The 12,158-nt window shown below is 65.7% G+C and carries 10 protein-coding genes; 6 read left to right on the top strand and 4 right to left on the bottom strand.

All coding sequences use genetic code 11. The features are described 5' to 3' along the window. The first annotated feature begins 371 nt into the window (after positions 1-371). The 6 genes from EU800_RS05610 (at position 372) to EU800_RS05585 (ending at position 7,495) form a co-directional block, all read left to right on the top strand. Complete coding sequence (locus EU800_RS05610) at positions 372-1,709, top strand: extracellular solute-binding protein (RefSeq protein WP_129629422.1); 1,338 nt, start codon at positions 372-374, stop codon at positions 1,707-1,709. Between the two features lie 102 nt (positions 1,710-1,811). Further along, positions 1,812-2,729 (top strand): carbohydrate ABC transporter permease, encoded by a 918-nt coding sequence (locus EU800_RS05605; RefSeq protein WP_129629420.1) that lies wholly within the window; start codon positions 1,812-1,814, stop codon positions 2,727-2,729. Between the two features lie 23 nt (positions 2,730-2,752). After that, positions 2,753-3,580, top strand: a complete 828-nt coding sequence (locus tag EU800_RS05600) for a carbohydrate ABC transporter permease (protein WP_207209856.1) — start codon at positions 2,753-2,755, stop codon at positions 3,578-3,580. Then, complete coding sequence (locus EU800_RS05595) at positions 3,577-5,073, top strand: aldehyde dehydrogenase (RefSeq protein ID WP_129629416.1); 1,497 nt, start codon at positions 3,577-3,579, stop codon at positions 5,071-5,073. Before EU800_RS05600 ends, EU800_RS05595 begins: the two co-directional genes overlap by 4 nt. Positions 5,074-5,115: 42 nt before the next feature. Continuing rightward, entirely contained in the window at positions 5,116-6,324 is a 1,209-nt protein-coding gene (locus EU800_RS05590) for a sialidase family protein (RefSeq protein WP_129629414.1), read from the top strand. 79 nt (positions 6,325-6,403) lie between these two features. Continuing rightward, the gene (locus tag EU800_RS05585; RefSeq protein ID WP_129629412.1) at positions 6,404-7,495 is read left to right on the top strand and encodes an ABC transporter ATP-binding protein; all 1,092 of its coding nucleotides are present in this window, start codon (positions 6,404-6,406) and stop codon (positions 7,493-7,495) included. A gap of 18 nt (positions 7,496-7,513) precedes the next feature. Here the strand turns inward: EU800_RS05585 and EU800_RS05580 are convergent, their stop codons facing one another. From EU800_RS05580 to EU800_RS05565, 4 genes are read right to left on the bottom strand one after another with little or no spacing between them, the layout of a single operon-like run. Further along, complete coding sequence (locus EU800_RS05580; protein WP_129629411.1) at positions 7,514-8,713, bottom strand: mandelate racemase/muconate lactonizing enzyme family protein; 1,200 nt, start codon at positions 8,711-8,713, stop codon at positions 7,514-7,516. Further along, positions 8,713-9,618 carry an NAD(P)-dependent oxidoreductase gene (locus tag EU800_RS05575; protein WP_129629409.1) on the bottom strand — a complete coding sequence of 302 codons (906 nt, stop codon included), beginning with the start codon at positions 9,616-9,618 and terminating at the stop codon, positions 8,713-8,715. Before EU800_RS05575 ends, EU800_RS05580 begins: the two co-directional genes overlap by 1 nt. 3 nt (positions 9,619-9,621) lie before the next feature. Beyond that, a complete protein-coding gene (locus tag EU800_RS05570; RefSeq protein WP_129629583.1) occupies positions 9,622-11,106 on the bottom strand; it encodes an aldehyde dehydrogenase in 1,485 nt (494 codons plus the stop codon). A 28-nt stretch (positions 11,107-11,134) separates the two neighbouring features. Further along, positions 11,135-12,103 (bottom strand): dihydrodipicolinate synthase family protein, encoded by a 969-nt coding sequence (locus tag EU800_RS05565; protein WP_129629407.1) that lies wholly within the window; start codon positions 12,101-12,103, stop codon positions 11,135-11,137. Positions 12,104-12,158: the final 55 nt, after the last annotated feature.

The following is a 12,158-nucleotide window of genomic DNA, read 5'->3' as shown; positions in this document are numbered from 1 at the left end:
GGCGCGGCGCCTCGGGGCGCCGCGCCGTTAACGATTCGAACTTGCGTATCAATGCATCGCGAAACCCAGAGTTTGGCCGTTTCGATCAACAATCTATCCGAATGGATCAATTTAAGCTGCGGGGGCCGCGTCATGATATCGCTATGGGCGGTGCGACTGGCCGCCTCTGCAGCGAGCCATGAACAACCGGAACCCGGTCCCACGCGTCTGAATCGTGCGAGTCAGCGAAGGGGACAGGTGTATCTAGAGGAACCACAAACCCGGTCATTTGGCGAGCAGGTTCGCAGGCGGACCACCGTGGCGGCAATGCCGCCGCGGCGAGAGACGATACATGTAAATTCGGGCCGTGCCCGGAGCAACAGGGGACCCTGATGATGACCAAGATCACCAACACACCGCACCCTATGTCCCGCCGCCGCCTGCTGAAATCCGGCGCGGCGGCCGTCGGTGGCGCCCTCGCGGCACCGACGCTTTCCACCCGTGTCTGGGCGCAGAGCCCGATCGAGATCGTTCACTGGTCGTGGCTGGCGGCCTCCGACGGCGAGGTCTGGGCCAAGTCCATCGATGCGTTCAACGAGGCGCACAAGGACAAGGGCGTGCAGATCAAGATGGAGCTGGTTCCCGAGGACCAGGTCGTGACCAAGACCCTCGCGGCGGCCGCGACCGGCCGCGCACCGGATTTCGGCTGGGGAACGGCTGGCAAGGGCGCCAAGCTAGCTCGCGACGGCGTGACCGTGCCGATGGACGAGCTTGCCGTCGAAAGCGGGCTGGACCTCTCGGATTTCGAGGAAGGCCCGCTGAACGCCGCGCGCTACCCGGCCTATGACAACGCGCTTTATCTCATTCCGATGGACCTGATGAGCCTCCAGCCGGAGATCAACCTCCAGCACATGGCCGAGGCCGGGTTTGCGCCCGACGCTGCCCCGGAGACCGGCGAGGAGCTGATCGAATGGGGCAAGGCGATGACCAGGATGGATGGCGACACCGTGACGAGGTCGGGCATCCTGATGACCGGCTCGGGCGTGCAGCCCACCGTGACCTGGGGCATCGTCGCGGCCCAGATGGGCTTCGAGCGCGCCTCAGCCGATCTCAAGACCGCCGCTGTGAACCCGGAAGCCGGTATCGCCGCGATGGAATGGGTCCTGGCGCTCTTCGACGAGTGGAAGGTCTCCACCCGCGACGTGACCGACCGCTACAAGGCCTTCGGCACCGGCCAGGGCTCGATCTTCTGGACCGGACCATGGACGCTCAACGGCTATGTCGGCCAGGGGCTGGACTTCAAGACCGCGCTCTTCCCACAGATCGGAGAGAAGCGCCGCACCTATTTCGAAGAGGGCGGGCTTGAGATGTATGTCCAGCAGGACAAGGGCCGCTACAAGGCAACCATGGACGCCATCAAGTGGCTTTCCGACAATTCCTTCGAGTGGACGACGGTCGGGCGCGGCGCATCGCCCCGGAAGTCGATCCTGGCGATGCCGGGCTACGACACCGCTGGCCATCCGTGGAACGTGCGCGGAGCCTTCATCGAGGGGATGTCCTTTGCCGATATCTACGAGGTCCCGGTGCTCGACGGCCCGGAATTCACCATCTACTCGGGCGGCAATATCCTCGCCAAGACGCTCGAACTCGTCTGGACCGGCCAGGCGACTCCCGCCCAAGCGATGGAGCAACTCGCCACGGCGTGGCAGAAAGCACTCGACAAGGGCTGATACGGACCAGGATGGGCGGGCGGCCCGGATTGCCGGCCGCCCGTTCCATGTCCGAGGACATCCACCTGTCGAAACGCGGCGCGGAACTGAGGTGCAAAGAGCATGACAACCTCCACCGGGACGATTGCGGGGGCGACGGCAGGTCTTGCCGAGGCGGAGCGTGAGCGGATCCATTGGGTCGGCTACCTCTTCATCGCCGCGTTCGGCATTCCGTTCCTGATCTTCAACGTCCTGCCGGTCATCTTCGGCTTCTATGTCGCCTTCACCGAGTGGTCGATCTTCGGCGCACCGGAATATGTCGGCAGCCGGAACTTCGAGGAGATCTGGTCCGACCCTTGGGCCTGGCAGGCCTTCACCAACGTGCTGTGGTACGCGCTCTGCATCGTTCCGTCGGTGACGGTCCTGGCAACGCTCTTCGCGCTCTACGTCAACCGCGGCTATCCGGCCTCGGGACTGGCGCGGACGCTCTTCTTCTCGCCCAATGTCGTGTCGGCCACGGTGATCGGGCTGGTCTGGGTGTGGATGCTCGACACCCAGTTCGGCCTGATCAACCACTATCTCGGATTTGTCGGGATTGGCCCGATCCCCTGGCTGACATCTATCGACTGGTCGCTCTTCGGCGTCGCCATCGCGTCGGTCTGGTGGGACCTCGGGCTCGCCTTCGTGCTGATACTGGCGGCGCTCCAGGACATCCCGAAAGACCTGATCGAAGCCGCGCGGGTTGATGGGGCGGGGCCGTTCAGCCGGCTGCGCTTCATCATCCTGCCCCAGCTGCGTCCCGTCCTGTCGATGGTCGTCACGCTGCAACTCATCGCCACGCTCAGGATCTTCAGCCAGATCTTCGTGATGACCGGTGGCGGGCCGGCCGGGTCCTCGGCCTCGCCGATCTACTACATCTACACAACCGCGATCACCCGCAACCTCTATGGCTACGCCTCGGCGCTGGCGATCATCCTCTTCGTACTGATCCTGCTGATCACCGTCGTGCAGCGCGTCATCTTCCGGGAGGTCACACATTGAAAGGCCGGATGCGCGAGTTGGGCATGACCCGCGGCGACGTGATCGTCTGGATCGGCGGCCTGCTGGTGGCGCTGGCCTGGGCGGCGCCCTTCGTCTGGATGGTTTCCACCTCCTTCAAGTTCCCCGCCGACGTGATGACCCAGGACATCGAATGGTTTCCGCGCCGCTGGACCCTCGACAACTACCGCAAGGTGTTCGAATACCCGGTGATCCGCTGGGGGTTCAATTCGCTGGTGCAGGCGACGGTCTCGACCGGGCTCTGCGTCTTCTTCGGCGCCATGGCGGGCTACGCGCTGGCGCGGCTCCGGGTGCCGGGCGGGCGGATCATCTTCCTTGTCTTCCTTGCCTCGCTGATGATCCCGAGCGAGGTCACGGTCGTCCCCATGCTGCTCGCCTTCATAAAGATCGGCTGGGCCTCGACCTATCAGGCGCTGATCCTGCCGACGATCGCCAACGTCTTCTCGGTCTACATCTTCCGCCAGTTCTTCCTTTCCTTCCCGCGGGAGATCGAGGAGGCCGCGCGGCTGGACGGTGCCTCGGCCTTCAAGACCTTCCTCCTGGTCGCGCTGCCGCTGGCGCGCGCGCCGATGATCGCCGCCTCGGTCATCATCTTCACGCTGAACTGGAACAACTTCCTGTGGCCTCTGCTGGTGGTCTTCGACGACGAGATGAAGACCCTGCCGGTCGGCATCGCGGCCTTCGCACCAATCACCGGCTCGCACACCCAGCTCGAAGCCTTCTCGGTCTCGATGGCCGCGGTGACGGTGCTGTCGGTGCCGTCGCTGCTGCTGTTCTTCTTCCTTCAGAAATACTTCATCCAGGGCATCTCCCAGGGAGGTGTGAAGCAATGAGCCACACCGTTTCCACGCCGATCCTCGATCTCCTCGCCACCATCCTGTCCGGCGACGCGCCGACGCTGCCGTCGATCTACACCGCGGCGGGCGGGACACCGGCCGCGGGGGGCGAGACCTTCGACAGCCACGATCCCTCGACGGGACGGCTGATCGCGCGGCTCGCCCGGGGCAGGGCGGAGGACGCAGAGCGCGCCGTCGCCTCGGCAACGGCGGCGCTGCCGAGCTGGCGCGACATGGTCCCGCAGGATCGCGGTCAAATGCTCATGCGTCTTGCGGAGGTGCTGGAGGCGCATTCCGACCTGCTCGCACGTCTTGAGACGATGGATATGGGAAAGCCCCTGTCGGCGGCGCGGGGCGACATGCGAGGCTGCGTCGGCGGACTGCGCTACAACGCTGGCTGGGCCGACAAGCTTCAGGGGATCACCGTGCCCCTCGGGCCGGATTTCGTCGACTATGCCGAGCTGGAGCCGCTCGGCGTGACCGTCCATATCACGCCCTGGAACTACCCGCTCGGCATGGCCATGCGCTCGGCAGCACCGGCTCTGGCGGCCGGCTGCACCGTCATCCTCAAACCCGCCGAGCAATCCTCGCTGACCACCCTGGCCTTTGCCGAGCTCTGCCGGGTGGCGGGGCTTCCGGCGGGGGTGGTGACCTGCGTGACCGGCTTCGGGGCGGAGGCCGGCGCCGCCCTGACCGATCATCCCGGCATCGATGGGATCACTTTTACCGGTTCTGTCGCGACCGGCCGGCGCATCGGCGAGGCCGCGGGGCGGAACCTCAAGCCGGTGGTGCTCGAACTCGGTGGCAAGAACCCGATCCTGATCTTCGACGATGCCGATATCGACGCCGCGGTCGAGGTCGTCCTCGACGGTGCCTTCGACAATTGCGGTCAGGTCTGTTCCTCGGTGTCTCGTGTGGTCCTGCAACGGGGCATTCACGATGCCTTTCTCGACCGCCTTGTCGATGCCGCGAAGGGGGTCACCGTCGCGCCCGGGATGGAGGACGCGATGATCGGCCCGCTGGTCTCGGCCGAGCAGCACGCCAAGGTCATGTCGCATATTGAAAGCGCGCGGACGAACGGGGCACGGCTGCTTCTCGGCGGCGGGCGCCCCGCGGGGCTCGAGGATGGCTGGTTCGTCGCGCCCACGATCTTCGCCGATGTCGACCCTGCGAGCGCCATAGCCAGCGAGGAGACCTTCGGCCCGGTGATCACGGCCTTCGCCTTCGACACAGAGGAGGAGGCGCTCGCGCTCGCCAACCGGCTGACCTACGGGCTCGTCGCCGGCGTCTTCACGAAAGACATCGACCGGGCCTTGCGCCTCTCGCGCAGCATCCGGGCCGGGTCGGTCTGGATCAACGGCTGGTTCATCGGCGGATTGCAGGCCCCGACCGGCGGAACGCGTGACAGCGGCGTCGGCCGCGAGCGCGGCGAGGCCGGGATCATGAACTACGTCGCCCTCAAGAACATCGGCATCCGCATTCGACGCTGACGCCGGAGTGGAAACCTGGAAACCAAGGACTCAGGACAGATCATGGCAATCATTTCTGACATCGAGCACGTGACGATCGAGACCAGCGACGTCCATTGCCTGAATCAGATCGCGGCCCGCACGCTCAGGAACGGCGACATCCTCGCCGTCTTCAACGAGGAACGCTTTCCGATCCACCACGACACCGGCCAGACCCGCATCACGCGCTCGAAGGACGGCGGAAAGACCTGGTCGGTGTCCAAGGTCGTCTATCCCTGGTCCGACGTGGAAGGGAACTGGGATTGCGGCATCTGCGAGATGGAAGACGGCACGCTGATCGTGAACTTCACCATCACCGCCTTCTTCAAGCGCGGACAGAAGCACCTCCAGCCCTCCTGGGCCGCCGGGCCGCTGACCGAGGAATGGGGCGACTGGACCTGGTCCTACCGCCTGCGCTCCTGGATCGGAACCTATGTGGTGTATTCCCACGATGGCGGCGAGACCTGGACGGAGAAGCCCGTCGCCTGCAACGTCCGGCCGATGAAGCACGCGGGCTGCCGCCTCGGCTGCTGGCAGCTGCCCGACGGCGGGCTCCTGATGGGGCTCTATGGCCGGATGCACGGCTACGAGGAGGAGGGCGAGGGCGAGACCACGCGCTCCTTCCTGATCCGCTCCGACGATGGCGGGCGCAACTGGGAATATTACTCGACCCTCGCCTATGATCCCGCAAATATCATCGACTACGAGGAACCCGCGATCCTGCGGCTGAAGGACGGGCGGCTGGTCTGTTTCATGCGGACGCATGTGAACCCCTCCTCGGACGCCAAGAACATGGTGATGACGATCTCCGAGGATGACGGTTTCTCCTGGACGCCGCCGAAATGGACCAACATCTGGGGCTTCCCGGCCGAGTTGATCACGTTGCAGGACGGCCGCTACCTCATGGTATACGGCTATCGCAAACCACCCTACGGCGTGCGCGGCATCATCTCGGAGGACGGCGTTACCTGGGACGTGAAGGACGAGTTCGTCATCCGCGAGGGCGGCGTCCCCGGCAAGTCGGCCGAGGGCAAGGTGGCGAGCACGCTTGGGTTCAGCGCCGGCGGTCACAAGGGCGGGGAGGTCAACTGGGAGCATCCGGGCGTCTACCAGCATATCGGCTACCCCTCGATCGTGAAGGTCCCGGACGGTACCTGCGTCGCGCTCTATCACGAGTGGAGCGAGGACGAGGTACCCCTGCAATATGTCCGCTGCACGCGCTTCAGGGTCTGAGCCAGCCGCGATACCACCGTGCCCGGCGCCCGCTGCGCCGGGCCTCCGCCCGAGGGCAACCTGAACGAGAAAGAGCGCAATGAGCGATGTCGAACTGGTGCAAGTCGGAAAGAACTTCGGGGCTTTCGAGGCCATTGGCGAGGTCAGCCTTCACCTGAACTCCGGCGAGCTGGTGGTGTTCGTGGGCCCCTCGGGATGCGGCAAGTCCACCCTGTTGCGCATGATCTGCGGGCTCGAGACCCTGACGCGTGGCGATATCCGGATCGGCGGGAAGTCGATGCGCGATGTCGACGCTTCCAAGCGCGGCGCGGCGATGGTGTTCCAGAGCTATGCGCTCTATCCCCACATGACGGTCGCCGAGAACATCGCCTTTCCGCTCCGAATGGCCGGGATCGGCAAGGCGGACCGGCTCGAGATGGCCCGCAAAGCGGCCGCGATCCTGCAACTCGAGCCGCTGATGGACCGTTATCCGCGGCAGCTTTCCGGCGGCCAGCGCCAGCGCGTCGCCATCGGACGGGCCATCGTGCGTGAGCCGGACGTGTTCCTGTTCGACGAGCCGCTCTCCAATCTCGACGCCGAGTTGCGGGTGCAGATGCGGCTGGAGATCACCTCGCTGCACCGCAAGCTCGGGGCGACGATGATCTATGTGACCCACGATCAGGTCGAAGCGATGACCATGGCCGACAGGATCGTGGTGCTGCGCGACGGAAGGATCGAACAGGTGGGCACGCCCATCGAACTCTTCACCCGACCGGCGAATGTCTTCGTCGCGGGTTTCGTCGGCTCGCCGCGGATGAACCTGCTCAAGGGCCGGGTGGTTGCGCTCTCGGAGGCCGAGGCGCAGGTGGAGATCGCGGGATGCGACGCGCCGGTGCCTGTCAAGGTCGCGCCCGGGAGGCTGCGTGTCGGCGATCCGGTGACGCTCGGGGTGCGTCCCGAGCACCTGACGCTGTCCGAGGTCGGTCCGTTCCGGGCCGAGGTGACCTTCGTGGAGCGGCTCGGCACCGTGTCGTTGCTGCACGCGCCCGATCACCCGGCGGGTCCGGTGATCATGGAGTTCCGGGGGCTGAACGTGCCCGAGGGCGGCCCTGTTCGGGCTGCGCCCGACACGGCGCATCTGCATCTCTTCGATGCCGACGGCATCGCCGTCGGCGCCGCTTCGGAAGGTTGAAGCCGCCGCTTCGGACGGTCAGCGGGTCCAGTATTCGTCGGGCGGCGGGCCGTAATCGGCCAACATGCAGGAATAGACCGCGCTCTCGTCGAACGGGTAGCGCGCCTCGATCTCCGGCGTCAGGCTCACGCCGATCCCGGGCGCGTCCGGCCGCAGCAGCCGGCCGTCGACGATGCGCGCGCGCCCGCCGATCATGTCGTCGGTCAGCGGGTGATACAGCATCGGCCATTCCACGAGGTCTCCGCCCCCGGCAAAGGCCGCATGGTAGGACGCCATGATCGCCGCCGGTCCGCCCCAGGCATGGACGATCACCCGGACACCGGCAGGCCCCGCCGCGGCGAACACCTCCATGACCGCCGAGATGCCGCCGATCACCGAGGCGTCGGGCTGCACGCCGTCATAGGTGCCAGCCTCCAGACGGTCGATCATCTCCTTGGGCGTGGTGATGATCTCGCCGCCATAGACCGGCACGTCGATCCGCTCGCGCAGGGCGCGGAAGTTCTCCGGCGCATCCGGGCCGAGCGCCTCCTCGACAAAGACCATCGGCACCGATGTCAGCCGCGCGACGCCCTCGATGAAGCTCGCGGCATCGGCCACCGATTGCGGCGGGTCGGCGAGGTTCTGGCACATGTCCACGCCAACGCCGATGCCGCGCGCCGCCGCCTCTTCCAGTACCCAGGCCGTGCGCCTCAGATCGGTCTTGACCGAGCGGATCTTGTAGAGCCCGATCCCCTTGCTCTCCAGCAGGTCGAGCTCCCGCAGGAACTGTTCCTTGCGGTCGCAGCAGCCGCCGGAGCCATAAATCTGCAGGCTCTGGGCCTCGGCCTTGCCGAGCAGCGCATGCACCGGCTGGCCCTTTGTCTTTCCCATCGCATCCCAGAGCGCGATCTCAACCGCGGAGATCACGTGGCGCGCCGCGCCCTGCAATGACCAGTAGTCGCAGACCGACCGCATATCGGCGACGCGCCGCGGGATGTCGAAGGCGTCGCGTCCGACCAGATAGGGGGTGAGAAGCTCGACGATCGACTTGAAGACCAGCGGCGCGAACACCGCGAGATAGCCCTCGCCGATGCCGTTTGTCCCGGTGTCGAGCGTCAGCTCGACCATGCCGATCGTGCGCTTTGGACCGTTCGGGAAACACTCCTTGATTTCCGGGTCCTCTGCGTCGGCATAGGGCGAGGAGAGCAGGACGGTCCGTACGCTGCGGATGGCGGGCATCAATATCCCCTTTCAAAGCTGACGATTCCCTGCAGCGGCTCGCCCGCGCGGAAACGTGCAAAATTGGCCAGGAAGTGGTCGATTTTCCGGTCGATCTCGTCGCCGGTGCCTCCGGCGGAATGCTGGGTGAGGATCAGGTTCGGCGCGGTCCAGAACGGGTGGTCGGCGGGCAGAGGTTCTTCGCGGGTAACGTCGACTACGGCGCCGCCGAGTCTTCCCGTGTGCAACGCTTCGGCAAGTGCGGTCTCGTCGAGCACCAAGCCGCGGCCAAAGCTCGCGACGATCGCCTGCGGCGGCAGGATTGCCAGCCGCCGGGCGTCGAAGACATCGCGGGTGCAGGGTGTGTCGGGCGCCGTTGCGACGAGGATGCCGGAGCTCTTCAGCGCAGCGTCGAGGTCGGCCGGCTGCCAGTCGCTTCGGAAGGTAGCGATATCGCATCCGAACGCTGCGAGCATCTCCGCCAGCCGCCGGTTGATCGCCCCCATGCCGAACAGGGTCACGCGCGCACCCGAGAGGCAGCGCAGGGTGGGGCGGATGTTGTCGCCCAGCCAGTGCCCGTCACGTCTGAGCAGCGTCAAGCGATCGATCCCCCGCAGCAGCGCGAGAAGGCCCGCGAGGATGGATTCGGCGACGGGCTCGGCAAAGAACCCCGCGAGATTTGTCAGAACGGCGCCACCGAGATCCTGGCCGGCATATTCGCCGAAGCCTACCGACTCGAGTTGCACCCAGCCGGGTCCGGGCGACGCCTTCAGCCAGGCCAGGGGTGGATTGCCGAAGGCGATTTCGGCTTCGCGGAAGGCGTCGGGGCAGGGCCCGCCATCCGGCAGGAAGACGGGCTCCAGCCCCGCCGCCTCAAGTCGTGCGGTCTGGTCCGGTGTGAGTTGCAGCAGAACGGCGGTCCGCATCGGTCAGCGCAGCGCGATCCAGATCGTCTTGGTCTGAAGATACTGGTCCATCGCCTCCGCCCCGTTGTCACGGGCGAGCGACCCCGACCGCTTGTATCCCCCGAAGGGCGTGGTGATGTCCCCTTCGGAGAAGGCGTTGACGCTGACCGTGCCACAGGGCAGCGCCCGCGCCATCCGCATCGCCTTGTCGATATCCTGGGTGAAGACAGAGGCATGCAGCCCGTAATCGGTGTCCTTGGCGATGCGCAACGCCTCGTCCAGTCCATCGACCGGCAGGATGCCGAGGACCGGGCCGAAGATCTCCTCGCGCGCGATGGTCATCGAGGGCGCCACGTCGGTGAAGACCGCGGGCTGGATGAAGGTGCCCGGCGCGTTCGTCGCGAATCCGCCGCAGACGAGGGTCGCGCCTTCGCTCTTGCCGGTCTCGATATAGGACATCACCCGGTCCTGGTGCTCTCTGGTCACCATCGCGGGGACGTCGGTCTCGGGATCGAGCGGGTTGCCGAGACGGAACCGCTTTGCCCGCTCGGTGACACGTTCGGCAAATTCGCCGGCAATGCGGCGGTCCACGAGTTGGCGCATGTTGGCCGAGCAGTTCTGGCCGCCGTTCCAGAAGGCGCTCATTGCGGCGTTCTCGATCATGTCGTCATCCATGACGGCATCCTCGAGCACGATGAAGGGCGACTTGCCGCCCATCTCGAGCCCGACGACCTTCATGTTCGATTCCCCCGCATAGCGCAGGAAATAGCCGCCGACTTCGGTCGAGCCGGTAAAGGACACCACATCGATGTCATTATGCCGGCCAATTGCCTCGCCGGCCGTCTCGCCCAAGCCGGGCAGCACGTTCAGCACGCCCGGCGGAACGCCCGCCTCGGCCGCCAGAGCCGCCAGACGGATCGCGGTGAGCGGCGTCTGTTCGGCCGGCTTGACGATACAGGAACATCCCGCCGCCAGCGCCGGCGCGAGTTTCCACGCCGCCATCAGGAGCGGGAAGTTCCACGGCAGGACGAGGCCGACGACGCCGACCGGCTCCCGGACGATCATCGCCAGCGTGTCCTGCCCCGTTGGCGCGACCTTGCCAAAGGTCTTGTCGATAAGCTCACCGTACCATTGAAAGAAATTTGCCACTTCGGTGCCGATCTCGTGCAGGCAGTCGGTGATGGTCTTGCCGCTGTTGATGCTTTCGAGAACCGCCAGCTCCTCGGCATGTTCCCGCACCAGGTTCGCGAGCGTCAGCAACACTTCCTTGCGCATGGTCGGGTCGGCGCGGCTCCAGGTCCCGGCGTCGAAGGCACCGCGCGCGGCCGTCACGGCCCTGTTCACATCCGCGGCCTTGCAATGGGCGATCTCGGCGACGACCTCTCCGGTCGCCGGGTTGATCGAGGCGAAGGTATCGCCGTCCTTGGCGTCGACATAGTCGCCGCCGATGAAGGCGCGGGTCTCGGGCTTCAGCGATGCGGCGATATGCTGGGCGCGGTCGAGGGTCATGTCGGACATGGGATTGGTCTCCGGTGGCTCACGGGGCAGGGGAGGGCAGGCGCGGGGCGCCGATCTGTCGGAGCATCGCCAGCGTGGCCTCCCGGTATCGGTTGCGGATGTCGCGTGTCGGCGGCCGGCATCGGCTGGAGGGCAGGCCGATCAGTTCCATGCAGAGCTTGTCGAGATAGCCGTCGCCGCTGGTGAAGTCCTTTTCGATCTGAACCCAGAGCTTGTAGAAGGGCATCGCCTCCTCGACGAGCATACGCGAGATTTCGGCGTAGTTTCCGCCTCTTACCTCGTCGATCAGCTTGATCCCCCATTCCGGCCAGAAGTTGCAGTTATGGACTTCAAAGGCGCGAGCGCCGAGCGCGGGCGTGGCCGAATAGGCAAAGAAGAGGTTGTTGTCGATGACAGTGAAACGGTCCGAGAAATGCGATGTCACGTCCTCGAACTCCATGGCGTCGGTGCGGGGCGTGGCCCATTTCAGCCCGACAACGCTCGGGATCTCCGCCAGCCGTTCGACCATCGCGAAGGAGACGCCCTGAGAGGTCCAGAACGTGTTGTAGATGATGATGCCGATCTCTGGTGCAGCCTCGGCCGCAGCGAGCACGAACTCCTCGAAATCGGCTTCGGTGTGGGTGAAATAGAACGGGCAGGAGACCTGGATATAGCTCGCGCCGAGTTCCGAAGCCCTGCGGGCGATCCGCCGAAGCTCAAGCGTCGAGGTCGTCTGCGCCCCGACCGCGACCGGCACGCTCCCTTTTACCTCGTCGAGCACGATTTCCGCCACGCGCATGCGCTCGTCGAAGGTCATGGTCGAGAAATCGCCGGCGGCACCGCCGGCAAGGAGCGTCGCGTAGTCGGCGGTCAGCCCGGCGTCGATCAGGAACCGGACATAGGTTCGCAGCGCCTTCTCGTTTACCGGCATGCCGTCGCTGTCGCTGAACGGCGTCGGGATCGTGACGTAACATCCCTCGAGATCGGCTCTCAATTGATCTGGTGTCACGCAGTTCCTCCCAGGATGGTCCGGACCACACGACGCCACGCCGCGCACGGGTGTG

Source organism: Tropicimonas sp. IMCC6043, assembly GCF_004146235.1.
Taxonomy (GTDB): domain Bacteria; phylum Pseudomonadota; class Alphaproteobacteria; order Rhodobacterales; family Rhodobacteraceae; genus Tropicimonas.
This window is presented reverse-complemented; position numbering and strand designations above follow the sequence as displayed.

Bases quoted from the DNA above. Each gene is read 5' to 3' on its own strand.
- EU800_RS05580 (WP_129629411.1), bottom strand. From the start codon at position 8,713: ATGCCCGCCATCCGCAGCGTACGGACCGTCCTGCTCTCCTCGCCCTAT.
- EU800_RS05595 (WP_129629416.1), top strand. From the start codon at position 3,577: ATGAGCCACACCGTTTCCACGCCGATCCTCGATCTCCTCGCCACCATC.
- EU800_RS05610 (WP_129629422.1), top strand. From the start codon at position 372: ATGATGACCAAGATCACCAACACACCGCACCCTATGTCCCGCCGCCGC.
- EU800_RS05570 (WP_129629583.1), bottom strand. From the start codon at position 11,106: ATGACCCTCGACCGCGCCCAGCATATCGCCGCATCGCTGAAGCCCGAG.
- EU800_RS05575 (WP_129629409.1), bottom strand. From the start codon at position 9,618: ATGCGGACCGCCGTTCTGCTGCAACTCACACCGGACCAGACCGCACGA.
- EU800_RS05600 (WP_207209856.1), top strand. From the start codon at position 2,753: ATGACCCGCGGCGACGTGATCGTCTGGATCGGCGGCCTGCTGGTGGCG.
- EU800_RS05585 (WP_129629412.1), top strand. From the start codon at position 6,404: ATGAGCGATGTCGAACTGGTGCAAGTCGGAAAGAACTTCGGGGCTTTC.
- EU800_RS05590 (WP_129629414.1), top strand. From the start codon at position 5,116: ATGGCAATCATTTCTGACATCGAGCACGTGACGATCGAGACCAGCGAC.
- EU800_RS05605 (WP_129629420.1), top strand. From the start codon at position 1,812: ATGACAACCTCCACCGGGACGATTGCGGGGGCGACGGCAGGTCTTGCC.